15 protein-coding genes are annotated in these 17,564 nt (G+C 39.8%); 6 read left to right on the forward strand and 9 right to left on the reverse strand.

The window, feature by feature from the left end; all coding sequences use genetic code 11:
* Nucleotides 1-322 precede the first annotated feature (322 nt).
* From speA to M998_RS16435, 4 genes are all read left to right on the forward strand, one after another.
* A complete protein-coding gene (speA, locus tag M998_RS16420; RefSeq protein ID WP_068909858.1) occupies nt 323-2,227 on the forward strand; it encodes a biosynthetic arginine decarboxylase in 1,905 nt (634 codons plus the stop codon).
* A gap of 69 nt (nt 2,228-2,296) precedes the next feature.
* Nucleotides 2,297-3,217, forward strand: coding sequence for an agmatinase (gene speB, locus M998_RS16425; protein WP_068445737.1), 921 nt, complete (start codon nt 2,297-2,299; stop codon nt 3,215-3,217).
* A 172-nt stretch (nt 3,218-3,389) separates the two neighbouring features.
* On the forward strand, nt 3,390-3,911 hold the full coding sequence (locus M998_RS16430; protein ID WP_068445736.1) for a YcxB family protein: 522 nt from the start codon (nt 3,390-3,392) through the stop codon (nt 3,909-3,911).
* Nucleotides 3,912-4,232: 321 nt separating this feature from the next.
* Nucleotides 4,233-5,012 carry an acetoin reductase gene (locus tag M998_RS16435; protein WP_068445734.1) on the forward strand — a complete coding sequence of 260 codons (780 nt, stop codon included), beginning with the start codon at nt 4,233-4,235 and terminating at the stop codon, nt 5,010-5,012.
* Between the two features lie 149 nt (nt 5,013-5,161).
* On the opposite strand, the gene M998_RS16440 is transcribed toward M998_RS16435, so the two are convergent.
* Nucleotides 5,162-6,040, reverse strand: coding sequence for an alpha/beta fold hydrolase (locus M998_RS16440; RefSeq protein WP_068445732.1), 879 nt, complete (start codon nt 6,038-6,040; stop codon nt 5,162-5,164).
* Between the two features lie 163 nt (nt 6,041-6,203).
* Between M998_RS16440 and M998_RS16445 the strand changes: the two genes are divergently transcribed.
* Complete coding sequence (locus M998_RS16445; protein ID WP_068909860.1) at nt 6,204-6,455, forward strand: Pathogenicity locus; 252 nt, start codon at nt 6,204-6,206, stop codon at nt 6,453-6,455.
* Between the two features lie 11 nt (nt 6,456-6,466).
* On the opposite strand, the gene M998_RS16450 is transcribed toward M998_RS16445, so the two are convergent.
* From M998_RS16450 to leuA, 8 genes are all read right to left on the reverse strand, one after another.
* Nucleotides 6,467-7,192, reverse strand: coding sequence for a TerC family protein (locus M998_RS16450; RefSeq protein WP_068909862.1), 726 nt, complete (start codon nt 7,190-7,192; stop codon nt 6,467-6,469).
* A 96-nt stretch (nt 7,193-7,288) separates the two neighbouring features.
* Nucleotides 7,289-7,969, reverse strand: coding sequence for a DNA mismatch repair endonuclease MutH (gene mutH / locus M998_RS16455; RefSeq protein WP_068909864.1), 681 nt, complete (start codon nt 7,967-7,969; stop codon nt 7,289-7,291).
* A gap of 179 nt (nt 7,970-8,148) precedes the next feature.
* Nucleotides 8,149-8,337, reverse strand: coding sequence for a hypothetical protein (locus tag M998_RS20120; RefSeq protein ID WP_156510943.1), 189 nt, complete (start codon nt 8,335-8,337; stop codon nt 8,149-8,151).
* 216 nt (nt 8,338-8,553) lie between these two features.
* Nucleotides 8,554-10,233: an HTH-type transcriptional regulator SgrR gene (gene sgrR / locus M998_RS16460; protein ID WP_068909865.1), complete on the reverse strand. Its 1,680-nt coding sequence runs from the start codon at nt 10,231-10,233 to the stop codon at nt 8,554-8,556.
* A gap of 638 nt (nt 10,234-10,871) precedes the next feature.
* Nucleotides 10,872-11,474: a 3-isopropylmalate dehydratase small subunit gene (gene leuD, locus M998_RS16465; RefSeq protein WP_068445722.1), complete on the reverse strand. Its 603-nt coding sequence runs from the start codon at nt 11,472-11,474 to the stop codon at nt 10,872-10,874.
* An 11-nt stretch (nt 11,475-11,485) separates the two neighbouring features.
* Complete coding sequence (leuC, locus tag M998_RS16470; protein ID WP_068445720.1) at nt 11,486-12,889, reverse strand: 3-isopropylmalate dehydratase large subunit; 1,404 nt, start codon at nt 12,887-12,889, stop codon at nt 11,486-11,488.
* A gap of 1 nt (nt 12,890) precedes the next feature.
* Nucleotides 12,891-13,982 carry a 3-isopropylmalate dehydrogenase gene (gene leuB / locus M998_RS16475; protein WP_068909867.1) on the reverse strand — a complete coding sequence of 364 codons (1,092 nt, stop codon included), beginning with the start codon at nt 13,980-13,982 and terminating at the stop codon, nt 12,891-12,893.
* A 2-nt stretch (nt 13,983-13,984) separates the two neighbouring features.
* Nucleotides 13,985-15,565 carry a 2-isopropylmalate synthase gene (gene leuA, locus M998_RS16480; protein ID WP_068445717.1) on the reverse strand — a complete coding sequence of 527 codons (1,581 nt, stop codon included), beginning with the start codon at nt 15,563-15,565 and terminating at the stop codon, nt 13,985-13,987.
* Between the two features lie 891 nt (nt 15,566-16,456).
* On the opposite strand from leuA, the gene leuO reads away from it, so the two are divergent.
* Nucleotides 16,457-17,410 carry a transcriptional regulator LeuO gene (leuO, locus tag M998_RS16485; RefSeq protein WP_068445715.1) on the forward strand — a complete coding sequence of 318 codons (954 nt, stop codon included), beginning with the start codon at nt 16,457-16,459 and terminating at the stop codon, nt 17,408-17,410.
* The last annotated feature ends 154 nt before the right edge of the window (nt 17,411-17,564 follow it).

Genomic DNA, 17,564 nt, shown 5'->3' on the forward strand with positions numbered 1-17,564 from the left:
TTATATTGGGGGTTAATGGGCTATGATCCATAATCTACTGAATAACAGTATCCAACCGTCATATGCGGATCGCCGCGTGACTTTGGCTTTTACTTTCCTATCTTTCTTTACTTCATCACGAAGTTACCGTCACATCTATAGTACGCCCTTGAACCTGAGCCATTAATTTGCCAGTTTCAGGCTGTATATTGTCACCGTTTAGACATTCTAAGCACTTTAAATTTAAATCTGAGTATAGCTGTTTCCCTGACAATCACGTCTTTGACTGATATTTGTCTGCAAGAATAATGCGTCACTCACCCCTCCATACTAGGAGTTTATTATGAATGATAATATCGCTCGCAAAATGCGCCAGACGTACAACATCGCGTATTGGGGCGGAGGTTACTATCAGGTGAATGAGCGCGGAAATGTCTGTGTTTGCCCAAATCCTGAAAGCCCTGATACCTTTGTTGATTTAGCGGATCTTGTTTACCAGGTTAAAGAAGAACAAGAACATTTGCGTCTACCTGCGTTATTTTGTTTTCCTCAAATCTTGCAGCACCGTTTACGTTCGATTAACGCAGCATTTAAACGTGCTCGTGAATCTTATGGTTATAAAGGGGATTACTTTCTGGTTTATCCCATTAAAGTTAACCAGCAGCGTCGCGTGATTGAATCTTTAGTCAACTCGGGAGAACCTTTAGGACTGGAGGCTGGTTCTAAAGCTGAGTTGATGGCAGTTTTAGCCAACGCCGGACGTACGCAGACCGTGATTGTTTGTAATGGTTATAAAGACCGTGAATACATTAGATTGGCGCTTATCGGTGAAAAATTAGGTCACAAGGTTTATCTTGTTATCGAAAAAATGTCCGAAATTGAAATGGTGCTAAAAGAAGCTGAAAGCTTGAATGTAACGCCTCGCTTAGGCGTTAGAGCGCGCTTAGCATCTCAAGGTTCAGGAAAATGGCAAGCCAGTGGCGGTGAAAAATCAAAATTTGGTTTGGCGGCGACACAAGTTTTACAATTGGTTGAAATTTTACGTAATGCTAATCGTTTAGATAGCCTGCAATTACTGCATTTCCATCTGGGATCTCAGATGGCGAATATTCGTGATATCGCGACTGGTGTTCGTGAGTCGGCACGTTTTTACGTTGAATTGCATCGTATCGGTGTGAATATTCAGTGTTTTGATGTGGGCGGGGGACTTGGTGTTGACTACGAGGGAACGCGATCGCAATCCGATTGTTCAGTGAATTACGGGTTAAACGAATATGCCAATAACGTGATTTGGGCGATTGGTGATGCGTGTGAAGAATTTAATTTACCCCATCCAACGGTGATTACGGAATCAGGCCGCGCATTAACCGCACATCACACAGTATTAGTGTCTAATGTGATTGGTGTTGAGCGTAATGAATTTACTAAAACCACGCCACCACATGAAGATGCACCGCGTTCGCTGGTTTCATTGTGGGAAACTTGGGAGTCTATGCAGCATCAAGGTAACAGCCGTTCTTTGCGTGAATGGTTGCATGATAGCCAGTTCGACTTACAAGAAGCTCATACACAATATGCACATGGTGTATTGGATTTGACACAACGTGCGTGGGCGGAAGAACTGTATTTAAATATTTGCCGTCGTATTCAGCAGGATTTAGACCCAAGTAATCGCGCTCATCGCCCGATTATTGACGAATTACAAGAGCGTATGGCCGATAAATTCTATGTGAATTTCTCATTATTCCAATCGTTGCCAGATTCATGGGGAATTGACCAAATATTCCCGGTACTGCCGATTGAAGGCTTAGATAAACCTTTAGATAGACGTGCGGTTGTTCTCGATATTACTTGTGATTCTGATGGTATTATTGATCACTATATTGATGGTGACGGTGTTGAAACAACTATGCCAATGCCAGCGTATGATCCTGAAAACCCACCGATGATTGGTTTCTTTATGATTGGTGCGTATCAAGAAATTTTGGGTAATATGCATAACTTATTTGGTGATACAGCCGCAATTGATGTGTGGGTCGATAGCCAAGGTAACGTGCGCTATCTGCAAAGTGAAGAGGGTGACTCAGTTGCTGACATGCTGCAATACGTTAAACTGGTTCCAGAAGTGTTATTAGAAAGCTTCACTGAGCAAGTTAAAGGTACTGGGCTGAGTGAGCAACTGCAAAAAGACTTTGTTGAAGAGTTTGAAAACGGTTTGTATGGCTATACTTATTTAGAAGATGAGTAGGCGATTAATTAAATAGAAATTTAATTAAGCCGAGGTTTGCAATAGGTAAACTTCGGCTGAGGAAGAGTGATGATTAATAGTACATTAGGCAATCAAGTTGATAATTCATTGGTTTCTAACGCATTTGGTTTTTTACGTTTTCCATTGAATTTTCAGCCATACAGCTCAGATGCAGAATGGGTGATTACAGGTGTTCCTTTTGATATGGCAACATCAGGGCGTGCAGGAAGCCGTCATGGGCCAGCCGCTATTCGCCAAGTTTCCACTAACCTTGCATGGGAAAGTCACCGCTGGCCGTGGGATTTTAAACTTACTGAACGCTTAAATGTTGTTGATTGCGGTGATGTAGTCTTTGCTTTTGGTGACGCGCAAGATATGTGCGATAAACTTCAAGCACATACTGAAAAATTATTGGAATCAGGCAAACGCTGTTTAACTTTTGGTGGGGATCATTTTGTCACTCTACCTTTGCTTCGCGCTCATGCGAAACACTTTGGTAAAATGGCGCTGGTTCACTTTGATGCGCATACTGACACCTACGGTAATGGTAGTCAGTATGATCATGGTACGATGTTTTATCATGCACCAAAAGAAGGGCTGATTGATCCAAACCACTCAGTCCAAATTGGTATTCGTACTGAGCATGATAGTGACAATGGTTTTACGGTATTAGATGCAGGTCAGGTTAACGACCGTGGCGTAGAAGATATGGTTGCTCAAATCAAACAAATCGTTGGGGACATGCCTGTTTATCTGACATTTGATATTGATTGCCTTGATCCTGCTTTCGCTCCGGGGACAGGAACACCGGTTATTGGTGGTTTAACCTCAGATAGAGCATTGAAATTGCTACGTGGTATTCAGTCACTGAATATTGTTGGGATGGATCTGGTCGAAGTGGCACCCGCTTATGATCAATCTGAAATCACTGCATTGGCAGCAGCATCAATTGCATTAGAAATGCTGTATATCCAAGCGTCTAAAAAATAACTGAAATAGCGCTATTTTTTCGATATTTGAACGATAAATAGTGATAAAGCGCCAGATTCATTTTATCTGGCGCTTATTTTTAAAGCGTGAAATTGATTTTTGGTAAGATCTCACGTTAGATAAGCAATAGAGAACCAATCATTATCACAAAATAGAATTAGGATGCATTTGTATGATGGAACCCTTTAAGGTCACGTTAGATCGCAAAGAATTTATACGTTTCAATAATTATTGTTATAAAAACAATTATTTTTATAACAGCAAAACGTGGAATCCATCAGTTGCTATCATGTTTGCCGTTTTTGTAATTGCCTTCGTGATGGCATTCCAATTTTTTAATATCACACTGGCTCAGCTATCGATTGCTTTTATTATTTCATTATTTCTCTTTTTATTTGTTGCTGCACGGATACTACAGACTTTTAGCCGAGCAATACCAGATGTGGATAGCTATCTTTTATCTGAAAAAGAGTATCGTATAGATGAGCAGGGGCTTCATGAAACAACAAAGTTTGGGTATGCGTTTTTTAAATGGGATGCTTTTAAATTAATCAAAACAGAGGGTGATTTGATGTACCTTTTTATTGATCGTGTCTCCGCTATTATTATTCCGGCACGTAGTTTTAACTCTGCTCAAGATAGACAGCAGTTTATTCAAACAGTAAAAAGAGAAGCGATCAATTTAGTTGAATAGTTTGCTTTCAAAGTCGCAGCAACAAAGGAATTAAGTGGTGATTTAATACGCAAAATTCACTGCGACTTACGCTAAAAACAGATAAACGCATTTTTTGTCCATATTTATTCTCCCTATTTTTAAGCTGTTCTGCTTCTGATTTGATTCTTTTGTCATTTTTCTGTTGAAAATAAAATTATTTATAATGAAAAATAGTGAAATATTTCTTATTAATTAACAATTATAGTTAAAAATCATTGTTTTGTAACTGATTGTTATTATTGTTAACTTACTATTAAGTATTAATTAGTCATTTTGGCTATTATTCAGAGGGAGAGATAAATGAGATTAAATAACAAAGTTATTTTAGTGACGGGTGCGGCTCAAGGTATTGGCCGTGGGATTGCATTACGTTTGGCGAAAGAAGGTGCGGATATTGCACTGGTTGATCTAAAAAAAGATAAATTGCATGATGTTGCCAAAGAGATTGAAGCGCTTGGACGTAAAGCCTCTGTATTTGCAGCTGATATCAGCCAACGAGAGCAAGTTTTTGCTGCTGTTGACCATGCAGAAGCAGAATTAGGTGGTTTTGATGTCATGATCAACAATGCGGGTATTGCTCAGGTGAAACCGATTGCTGATGTTCGTCAAGAAGACATGGATTTGATTTTCAAAATCAACGTTGACGGTACTATGTGGGGTATTCAAGCTGCTAGTGAAAAATTCCAACAACGTAAGCAAAAAGGCAAAATTATCAATGCCTCTTCTATTGCAGGGCATGATGGCTTTGCAATGCTAGGCGTCTATTCTGCAACTAAATTTGCGGTTAGAGCGCTAACACAAGCCGCTGCAAAAGAGTATGCAAGCTCGGGCATCACCGTGAACTCTTACTGTCCTGGTATTGTGGGAACCGATATGTGGGTCGAGATTGATGAGCGTTTTTCTGAAATCACAGGCACCCCAAAAGGTGAAACCTATAAAAAATATGTTGAGGGTATTGCATTAGGTCGTGCGCAAACTCCTGAAGATGTTGCTGGGTTAGTGGCGTTTTTGGCTAGTGATGATTCAGACTATATTACGGGTCAATCTATTTTGACGGATGGCGGGATTGTTTACCGTTAATTGATGATCATTTTATATTCAAAAGAATTCAATTTGTCTGTTGAGGCAGAGTGAATATAACCTCCAGAAATTTGAATCATTAAGAGTATATAAAGGCATTAAACATATTGCTGTTTGATGCCTTTTTATCTACATAGATATAGATAATGTTAAGCCGTGGCCTGTTGTTTTATATCATTTAAAATAGTATCGGCTTGGGTCCACAATAATGAGCCCCCTTCATTTGCAAACAAATGGTATTCACAATTTGGAAAGCGTGTTGCCAGTGTTCTACCAAAATCAGGTGAGTGAACGGTACTCAAATCTAATTCACCATACCAAAGGGATACAGGGCAACGAATGTCTTCGGGTTTAAATAACCAATCTTGCAGGGCAATGATTAAGTCTTGCACATAGCCTTGATTACCTTGGATAAATGCGCGCTCCATACAGCCACTATAGGCTTCTAAAAATTGCTCTTCACTGTAAATTTGCTGATCGATTTCTGCGCTACAATTTAAAATAAAAGCGAGTAACCACTGACACGTGACATTCCTCAGTAACCAATCGGATAAATCATTTGGGGTATCAATAGCTTGGCGCTGCATACTAATAATATCTGCTTTTAATAACGCTTTTGTGGCTGGGTACTCGAATTGGTCTTGACCCGAAATAATTGACAAAGCAATGGGTGAACAATAATAGGCTAATGCCATTGCGAATACAGCACCTTGGGAAAAACCGCTGACAGAAAACCGCTCAATCTGCTGGTGGTTTAATAGTGCTTGGATATCATCAGCAAAGCTTTTCAGGGTTTTATGCGGATGTTGCGAGGAACAACCTAGCCCTGCACGCTCAGGAACAATTAATCGAATATTGAGTGCATCAAGTTGTTCAAGACCGAAACCCAGAGAGCCACTCATTCCTGCGCCTGTACAAAAAATAACGGGAAAGCCATTTTCAGGTCCCGATTCAAACCAACACAAATGACGGCCATCATCAAGGGTGATAGAAAGTTGGCGAGCATTGGTCAGAGTGTTGCTGTACATGGTTAATTCCTAAAATAGCGCTGACAGAGACAGAGTGATTAATGAGATCAATTTATAATTATTTAAACTTACAGTGTAATAACCACGATATTAAAGTAATAAATAGGTAAAATGCAAAAAATAAGCACGATAATCGTGAAATGATAAATAAAAAGAGGTTGTCATGGCATTTTCTGAATCTGAAAAACAGCTATTACTATCAGTTAAAGGTGTGGGCCCAATGGTCATTAGCCGCTTAGAACAAATGGGTTTTAGTTCTCTCGCCCAACTCAGTGAAGCTTCCTATGATGAAATATTAATTTCGGGTGCGGCACTTACGGGGTCAAGTTGTTGGAAAAATAGCCCCCAAGCGAAGAAAGCGGTTGAAGGCGCGATAGCCGCAGCAAAACAAGCCTCTACACCATCTCCGATTTGATTATTTTAGCGTTACGAGTGCTTGGATTTCCATTTTTTACTGCGTAAAATATTCAGTACTTGTACTGCCATAGAGAAGAACATCGCAAAATAAATATAGCCTTTAGATACATGGATTTGCACGCTTTCGAGCAATAAAGTAAAGCCAATTAATATTAAGAACGAAAGGGCTAATATTTTGATTGATGGGTAACGTTCAACAAAATCACCAATCGATTTGGCGGCGAACATCATAATCATCACTGCAATGATGACCGCCGCCATCATGATGAAAAGATGATCGGATAACCCGACGGCAGTAATCACGGAATCAAGGCTGAAAATTATATCAAGTAGTGCAATTTGTATGATTGCAGCCCAAAAAGAGCTTACCCGTTTCTGGATAAAACTATTCTCATCTTCCCCTTCGATGGTATCGAATATTTCTTGGCTAGCCTTCCAAATTAGAAATATTCCACCTGCACATAAAATTAAGTCTCGAGCGGAAACGACATGTTCTGCAACCGTAAATAAGGGAGTGGTTAAGCGTGCTAGCCACGCGATAGACGCCAATAATGCTAAACGCATCGCCATTGCCGCTATCAGCCCAATACGTCTTGCGCTGTTTTGTTGGTGTGCAGGAAGTTTACTCACCACAATACTGAGAAAAATAATATTATCGATACCTAAAACAACTTCAAGGATGGTTAATGTTGCTAATGCCATCCAAGCATTGGGATCGAGTAGCCAGTCAAACATCTTTGTACCTTCGAAATTAAATAGTGATACTTAGGGGCTGTTGTTTTGTATTACACATCAAATAATTATAAATGCATCTAATTAGTAAGCGCTTCATTATTCAAAATGTCGAGCTAATAACGGGGCAGTAAAATCTTTTTTCAGATAAAAACCACGAGGTAAAGTCATGATGGGTTGACCAAATTCACCAATGGCTTCAGTCAGGGCTTTATTATTTGCCGCTTTGGGGCGAATTTGCAGTACTTGACCATGACGGGCGGTAATTTTCTCGACTTTCCCAAGCACAATTAAGTCCATTAGCTCTTCCCAATCTTGTCGCAATAACTGCTCTTCAAGTGGGGAAGGGCTCCAAATTAGTGGGTTGGCTAAGCGCCTTTGTGATAATGGAATTTGTCGCTCCCCTTCGATGGGAAACCAAAGAATACGCGATAACTTACGACGCACATGGCTATTCTCCCACGTTAAACCGCTATTTCCCGTCAGTGGTGCGACAGAAACAAAGGTTGTTTCGAGAGGCCTTCCTTGTTGATCAATTGGGATGGTTTTAAGCTCTACACCAATATCGGCAAAATCTTGCTCGGCTTTGCTCCCAGCCGTTGCACCTAGGTAATATTCCAGTAGCATGCCAACCCAGCCTTTATCTCGTTTAAGATCAGCTGGAATAGGTAGTCCTGACATTTGCGCGAGTTCACCGAGGGTATATCCGGCAAGGGCTTGTGCTCTATCCATTAGGACAGCTTCATTTTCAGGCGGTGGTGGTGGTGGTGTAAAATGCATATGCGTCTAAATAATCTACTTGATTGAAGTGGTTACTGTGTTCAAAAAACAATCAAAAATAATTCACAGAATGGAAAGAGTATAACACTTTTTCATTATTATTTTTAACTGCATGATATATATTAAAATAATGATTTTTAAATAGGTGAGTAATTTATTTTATTTGGGGTTATTCAACTTCATCCCAAGATAATCACAGGATCTACCACAAGGTTATCCACAGGATTTCTGGATAACTGTGAAAAATAGTGATTACTGTGTGCATTTACAGGCTTGACGGATGTGATTATTTGAACCTCGTCACGAAAATTGGATAAGTTAAGCACATTACTTGTGGATAAATACGACATTGCTTGTTCTTTGCTCACTTGAACTCCTAGGGGGAATTGCTAAAAATATAAGCAGTGGATAACCCGGTAATTATTTACTTATTGAATTGATTTTCTTTGCTTTATTTTATTTTAACTTTAGAGACGGAAAATACTCATTTAGGATATACCCGTATTACTATCTGGTTGTTAACATAGATATCCACAGAAAAAGTGAATAACATCCTTATTATGTACTTTCACTGTTTATAACTATTACGGTTTCTGTGTATTATCTTCAGAAAGCTTGAACCAAGCAGATTTAAAATCAAACCAACCGAATGTATTCATCCTAACGCCACGCATTGTGCGTTGGCCTTGCAATTCAAGCCAATGGTGAAAGATGGGATGAAAGACATGTGAATCAATCAAACCTTCACACCATGCTTCAACGTCAAATTCGCGATCACGCCATTGTTGCAGCTCACTTTCTAATGTAACGCCTAAACATTTGCGTAATAAAGGCATTTCATACAAGGTGGCAAAAATTGAAAACTCAAGTGGTTTAAAAAAATTGGCGGTAGCTAGCCAAATATCACTTTCTGCGGCGCCATTGAACCAGTCATCATATTCAATAATATTAATTTTTAATTCAACACCTTGTGCTGCTAAAACACGTTTCATGATTTGGCTAATCGCAAAAAACTCATGATGCTGTCGATAAAATGTCACTGTAATTTCGGTTAAATCTTCAGGTTTAGGCAGTGCCGCAAGCATTTTACTATGATGCCAATGCAGCAGTAGCCCATAAGCTGGCGCCCAATGGCGTTGATAAAAGGTTTCACAATGTGCCAGTAAATTTACGGGGGTTAAAAAGCTACAGAGCCATTTACACACATCTTCTCGTTGAGACAGAGTTGAGCGCTGATCCATTAATAAAAAATAACAGCCTTCTTCCATACGGCTTTCGAGAGAGTCATTGTGGTGTTTATCACCATCCATCTTCAAAGTAGTACAGACCATTTGTTCTGAAAGTTCAGGAACAACCCAAATAGTGACCTCATCAAGTAGAGCACGAAAACCAAAATAGCGATCAAATGCGCTGATGGTCAGCTTTTGAGGTAAGTTTTTTTCAACATGATAAGGACCGGTGCCTATTGGCAGTTTATGAAAGTTTTCAATGCTTTTCCATTCTTTGGGAAGAATAGCGGCATGGGGGCTGCCCAATAACCAAGGAAACTGTTTATCAGGTTGATTTAATTTTATATCAATAACATAAGGTTGTGGGGATGTAACCGATTCGATATGTGAAAATAGAGGCCAGCAAGTGCTTAAACGGTGTAATGAATGAATAATATCATCTACTAGCATTTCACGGCCGTGATGAAAATAAATCGCAGGACGTAAATAGAAGCGCCACTCGCTATCGCTAATAGCTTGCCAATGATGGGCTAAGCCATCTTCAACTTCCCCTTTTTCCTCATTTATATGTGTTAATCCATTAAAAATTTGGCTCATTAAATGAATTTCAGAGCGTCGCATCGGCGCGCCTGGTAATAAAGTTGGAAAATCACGATAGTAAATAATTCGCAGTAAGTTTTTTCCTTGTCGATAACTGCGTTCGAGTTCAGATAGAACAAGCTGACGAATGGCTTCTTTATCACCAACCAAAGAGACTAATTTTTCAATACTTTCTTCTTTTAATAGGCGTTCTGCTTGGGCTTGCTGTAGTTCTAAGCCATTGACATGAAAAAGTAATGAGGAGCGCTTACCTCGACCGGCTTCCGCTTGCCAGCTAAGCCAACCTTCAGCCTGCATGTTATTAAGCAGGGTGCGAACATGACGTCTTGAGCAAAATAAAGTATCAGCAATGTGCTGTAAGTTAGTTTCGCTATCGAGTCCTTGAAAGTGTTGCCACAGTCGGACAAATTGTGTTTGTAAGCGTGCGCTGGACATAAAAGAGGAACTCCGGCAAAAAATACATCAATTTTAAATTCCTAATATCAAGGGATAATAGGCACCAGTAAGTAGCTCGTTTGCCTGTATTTTGCAGGCTTCCCCGATTATTGAGTAATGGTATATATCTTACCAGCCGGCTAGCCCGGCTTTTTTTTCTTCATATTTTGAGCTGTAGGTGTGTTGGATGCTCTCGGCTACTCGAGTCACATACTGATGTATGCTCCCCGAGATATCCTCGATTTCCGCCTACCTACAACTCAAATTATTTCGAAAAACACTAAATTTAAATAAACCCTTTAGTCTAAGATGGCAAGAGCGCTCATCAGCCGCCTAGCTGTGACTTGAACTATTTAGGGGATGGATTAACTATTTTTTAGTTTTAGTTTTAGTTTTAGTTTTAGCTTTAGTTTTAGCTCAGGTTAATTATACACAAAGAAATTAATGGGGAAGTTGTTATTGGTAACGAATTAATCAAGTAGAGGCTATTCCGCATTTTTGGCGTGAAAATCGAGGAATTGAGAGAGTAATTGAGGAAGTAAATAAGTTAAAACATTATTGATAAATATTTTTACTATAAATGCTTCAAGCTGGGGGATGCTAACACCCACACAGCTTGAAGTATGACGAGTATGATATTAGTTCATAAAAGCAGGGATCTTCTGCTCAAACTCTTTGATTTGATCAACATGTTGTAACGTTAGACCAATACTGTCTAAACCATTCATCATGCAATGGCGACGGAAGCCATCTATTTCAAAGTGATAGATTTTATCGCCAGCAGTAACGGTTTGTGCCGCTAAGTCCACCGTAAATTTACAGCCTTGATGGTTGTTGACGTAAGTGAACATTTCATCCACTTGCTGTTCACTTAATTTAATGGGTAACAGCTGATTGTTGAATGAGTTACCATAAAAAATATCCGCAAAGCTTGGGGCGATCACTACTTGAATGCCAAAGTCGGTCAATGCCCAAGGTGCATGTTCACGAGATGAGCCGCAACCAAAGTTTTCACGCGCTAATAAAATGCTTGCGCCTTTGAAAACCGGCTTGTTCAGGACAAAATCAGGATTAGGCTGTTGCCCATCTTCATCCAAAAAACGCCAGTCATTGAACAGATGCTGACCAAAGCCAGTACGGGTGACTTTCTGTAAAAATTGCTTTGGAATGATGGCGTCGGTATCAACGTTTGCTGCATCTAAAGGAGCCACAACCCCCACATGGGTAACTAACTTTTCCATTTTATTCTCCTTTAAATCTGAATGTCGCGAACATCAGCAAAGTGGCCATTGATAGCAGCAGCAGCTGCCATCGCAGGGCTAACCAAGTGAGTACGACCAGCGCGGCCTTGGCGACCTTCAAAGTTACGATTACTGGTTGATGCACAGCGTTCACCCGGATTTAAACGGTCATTATTCATTGCTAAACACATTGAGCAGCCCGGTAAACGCCATTCAAAGCCGGCTTCAATAAAAATTTTATCTAAGCCTTCTTGTTCCGCCTGTGCTTTTACCGGACCAGAACCCGGCACAACGATAGCTTGTACACCAGAAGCGACTTTTTTACCTTTTGCAATTGCCGCTGCAGCACGTAAATCTTCAATACGTGAGTTAGTGCATGAGCCAATAAACACTTTGTCAATTTTGACGTCAGATAACTTAATGCCAGCCTCTAACCCCATATAGGCCAACGCTTTTTCTGCGGAAGCACGTTCGACAGGGTCGGAAAAGGATTCAGGAGCCGGGATCAATTGATTAATCGCGATAACTTGTCCTGGATTGGTACCCCAAGTGACTTGAGGTGCAATGCTATTGGCTTGGATGGTGATAGTTTTATCAAACGTTGCATCGTCATCCGTTTTCAGTGTTTTCCAATAAGCAACGGCGTCATCCCATTGTGGGCCTTTTGGTGCAAACTGGCGTCCCTTCATATAATTAAAGGTGGTTTCATCTGGCGCGATAATACCAGCCTTTGCACCCAGTTCGATAGCCATGTTACAGACGGTCATACGACCTTCCATCGTTAAGTTTTCAATCGCTTCACCACAAAACTCAACAATATAACCCGTACCACCTGCACTGCCTGTTGTACCTATAATCGCTAACACAATATCTTTTGCGGTGATACCCGCAGGCGCTTTACCGACAACTTCGATCTTCATGGTCTTTGCACGAGCTTGCTTCAACGTTTGAGTTGCCATTACATGCTCAACTTCAGATGTACCAATACCAAACGCTAAAGCACCGAATGCGCCGTGAGTTGCCGTGTGTGAGTCACCACAGACAATCGTCATCCCGGGTAAGGTGATGCCTTGTTCTGGCCCCATCACATGGACAATACCTTGGAATGGGTGGTTTAAGTCATACAAGGTGACGCCAAATTCTTGGCAGTTTTTCATCAACTCTTGCATCTGAATACGTGCCATATCACCACAGGCATTGATATCTTTAGTTTGTGTTGAAACGTTGTGATCCATGGTGGCGAACGTCTTGCCCGGTTGATGCAACGGACGATTTTTGGTTCTCAACCCGTCAAATGCTTGCGGAGAAGTCACTTCATGAACCAAATGGCGGTCGATATAAATTAATGGGATTTCGTTATCGATTTCACGTACTACGTGAGCATCATATAATTTTTGATATAAGGTCTTGGCCATGTTAAACCCCTTCTGCAATATAACGAGCAATAATATCGCCCATTTCACTGGTGCTGATTGAAACACCATCACCGGCTAAATCACCCGTACGGTAGCCATTTTCTAAGGCTTTATTCACTGCACGTTCAATCGCATCAGCCGCATCAACTTGATTTAAACTAAATCTTAATAACATGGATGCAGAAAGAATTTGTGCGATTGGGTTGGCAATGTTTTTTCCTGCAATATCAGGAGCAGAGCCACCGGCAGGTTCATACAAACCAAAGCCTTCAGCATTTAAACTAGCAGAAGGCAACATCCCCATAGAGCCAGTGATCATTGCGCATTCATCGGAAATAATATCCCCAAATAAATTTGAGCACAGTACGACATCAAATTGGGATGGTGCTTTAATCATCTGCATTGCTGCGTTATCAATGTATATATGATTGACTTCAACATCGGGGTATTCTTTTGCGATCCCATTAACCACTTCACGCCATAAAACAGAACTTTGCAGTACGTTAGCTTTATCAATCGACGTCACTTTATGGCGACGTTTGCGTGCGGATTCAAATGCAATACGCGCAATACGTTCAATCTCATAGCGATGATACACTTCGGTATCAAATGCATATTCTTCATCGCCTTCACCTTTACGGCCTTTTGGTTGACCGAAATAGATACCGCCAGTTAATTCACGGACACAAAGAATATCAAAACCTTGCGCGGCGATATCTGCGCGTAATGGGCAAAATGCTTCTAATGCTTGATAAAGGCGAGCAGGGCGCAAGTTACTGAATAATTTAAAGTGTTTACGCAAAGGCAATAATGCACCACGCTCAGGCTGGCTGTCGGGTGGCAAGTGTTCCCATTTAGGACCACCAACAGAGCCAAACAACACAGCATCCGCGTCTTCACAACCTTTAACTGTCGCTTGTGGCAGTGGTTCCCCGTGACGATCAATGGCTGCACCGCCTACGTCATATTCTTTAGTTGTAATGGATACCGCAAAGCGTTTGCCGATGGCATCTAATACTTTGTGTGCTTGAGCCATAACTTCTGGCCCAATTCCATCTCCGGGTAATACGGCAATATGATAGCTCTTAGACATTGTTAAACCGCTTCCTTTGTGTTTGATTGTGATTCTTGTTGGTTTATTTTTTGTTTTTCTTTTTCGACTTGTTCTGAGCGCCAGATACTATTTAAAACATGCACCATGGCTTTGGCTGAGGATTCAACGATATCGGTCGCTAACCCCATGCCATGAAAACGACGATTGAAACATTCCACGACTATATCCACTTGGCCTAAAGCATTTTCCCCATGACCTTTGGCAGATAATTGATAAGAAACCAATTTTATTGGGTAGCCCGTGATATTACTAATCGCTTGATAGATTGCATCAACAGGGCCATTTCCGGTTGCAGCTTCAGATTTTACTTCTGTACCGCACTGCATTTTGACTGTGGCAGTGGCTACAATGCTTGATCCTGACTGAGTGCTGAAGTAATCCATTACAAAATGATCGGTTTCATCGGTTTGTTTCGTAAAGAAAGCCAATGCCTCTAAGTCATAGTCAAAAACTTGGCCTTTCTTATCGGCTAAATTTAAGAATGCGGTATATAAATCATCCAGTTTGAAATCTTTCCCTTCTTGATAACCCATCTCTTCCATGCGATGTTTAACTGCGGCGCGGCCTGAACGTGAAGTTAAATTCAACTGCGCTGCTTTTAAGCCGATGGATTCAGGCGTCATGATTTCGTAGGTTTCACGATTTTTCAATACGCCATCTTGGTGGATACCAGAAGAGTGGGTGAATGCATTGCTACCAACAACGGCTTTATTAGCTGGGATTGGGGTATTGCATAATTGGCTAACTAATTGGCTGGTACGATAAATTTCTTTGTGATTTATATTGGTATGAACATTCAGCATTTGTTCACGTAATTTAATCGCCATAATCACTTCTTCTAACGCGGTGTTCCCTGCACGTTCACCTAAACCATTAATGGTTCCTTCAACTTGGCGAGCACCCGCTTGCACTGCACTAATTGAGTTAGCCACTGACATGCCCAAGTCATCATGGCAGTGGACTGAAATAATGGCTTTATCGATGTTTGGTACACGATTAAATAAATCTTTGATAATGCCACCAAATTGATAAGGTGTTGTATAACCAACGGTATCAGGAATATTAACTGTTGTTGCGCCGGCTTTAATCGCTTCTTCAACAATGCGACATAAATGGTCAGGGTCAGTACGGCCTGCGTCTTCACAAGAAAACTCAATATCGTCAGTAAAACGGCGAGCGTGTTTGATAGATCCTACCGCCATATCAACGATATCGTCGAAAGTTTTGCGTAATTTTTTTTCAACATGCAATGCAGATGTTGCCAATACCATATGCAAGCGGAAGGCTTCAGCAACCTTTAATGATTCTGCGGCAACGTCGATATCATTGATAACGCAGCGAGATAATGCACAAATACGGCTGTTCTTAATTTCACGCGCAATAGTTTGCACAGACTCGAAATCACCTGGGGAGGAAACAGGGAAACCCGCTTCAATCACGTCAACACCAAGGCGCTCTAACGCAAATGCGATTTGCAATTTTTCTTTAACGGATAAACTTGCTTGTAATGCCTGCTCGCCGTCACGTAATGTGGTATCGAAAATGATGACTTGGTTGCTCATATTGTGTTCCTCATAACCTATATTTTATATTTATTAATATGCTATTCGTGTTCCCTTCGGGTCGCAGGCATAAAAAAACCCGCGATTTGCGCGGGTTTCTTATGTTTGAAGACAGTGTGTTTATTTTCCGTCCATAAGCTTACCGCGCAAATTTAATGCGAGTAGTAGGCTTAGTAGGCGGATAGAAAATGTCATAATTCACTGTCTCTCGGTTGTTTTTAATTAATCTGTATTTATTGATACGTGATCTTGATATTAATGTCAATCTTAGATTTTTTACATATTTTACCAATTATGAATCATTGCTTTAACTTAGGTGTTATGACTAATTTCTATAGTTTTAGTAATGTTTTTGTCTATATTTCGCCATAAAAATAAGAGTAAAATACTTTTTAAGCGTTTGTTTAGATAAGGATGTTATCTAATGCTTTGATTTTTAATGTTTTTGTTGTTTTGTTATGCATTGGCTAAATGGAAGGACAGGTATGGATTTGTAGAAGTAATGGTTTTAATTAAGTTAATTATCTAATAAATGAATAATTAAAAATTAATCCGATAATGACAGGATTTAATGAATCAAGAAGATATTTATTATGATTTCTTCCTGAAATTGTTTTATTATTTTTATGCGAGTAATAGTTAACTAAATGAATAGCAATTACTTATTACCTTGATGAATGTTTTCGTTTTATGATGATATCTATACTGTCAATATAATTAATGGGTAAATAATAGAAACGTCGTTTTAATAAATGCAGGGAAAGCGAAATAACTTATCATCGATAAGTTATTTTAAAAATAATATTTAATGAATTTATGATTGCCTCAATGTTGATTTGATGAATTGTTTTTCATTAATCAAAAATGATAAATATATTAGTGGAGTAAAAAATGACTGATTTTGATACGATTTCAACAGCAAAAAAAGAAAGCAGCGATATTCATCTACGTAATGTTGACTTAAATTTATTAACAGTTTTCGATGTTGTTATGCAAATGCAGAATGTAACAAGAGCAGCGCAAGTCTTAGGGATGTCACAGCCTGCGGTGAGTAACGCGGTATCACGTTTAAAATCGATGTTTAATGATGAGTTATTTGTGCGATACGGTAGAGGAATACAGCCAACCTCTCGTGCTAAACAATTATTTGGCCCCGTTAGGCAAGCGCTTCAATTAGTGCATAATGAATTACCCGGTGCGGGTTTTGATCCTAAACAAAGTGAGCGCGCATTTAATTTATCAATTTGTTCACCATTAGATATTCGTCTGGCGGCTATAATTGTTGATAAATTTAAAATAGCCTCACCCAATATTAATGTCTTTATTCATTCATTCTTGGATAACAATATTGCACACCAATTAAAATACCAAGAAATAGATTTTTTCCTTGGTTATAATCAATTCGAAAAATCCGAGTATCAACATCATGTTTTATTTAATGATGATTTAGTTTTAGTTGCTGCCAATAATCACCCAAGAATTGAAGGTGCCGTGACTCAAGATATATTAATTAATGAACGGCACGCCATTATGTCAATGGATAACATGGGTTCATTTAGTAAACTTTATTATCATAATACTGAATTATCTCATACCGTCAGTTATCAAGGAACTGACCTAAATAGTGTCCTAAATATTGTTTCTCAAACAGACTTGGTCGCGATTGCCCCTAAATGGCTAGCTGAGCATTATGCAGATCAACTTAATCTACGTTCAATTTCATTACCTTGGAGTGATACGACACGCCCATGTTACTTAACATGGCATGAATCTACTGCACGTGATAAAGGACATCAGTGGATGAAAGGGCAATTTTGCCAAATGATTGCAGAGCTTGCGGATTAATTACTCACGTTGTGGTTCCCTCAATAGTATTAACTCATCATGGTGAAAACCATGGTGAGTTTTGTAACTGACATAACATTTGCATAAAATTTACATATTATTCCTTTCCTAGATCCTTTTTAGTGGATACACTCCGGATATTCAGCTAACACCT

The sequence above is a fragment of the Providencia heimbachae ATCC 35613 genome (assembly GCF_001655055.1).
GTDB lineage: Bacteria > Pseudomonadota > Gammaproteobacteria > Enterobacterales > Enterobacteriaceae > Providencia > Providencia heimbachae.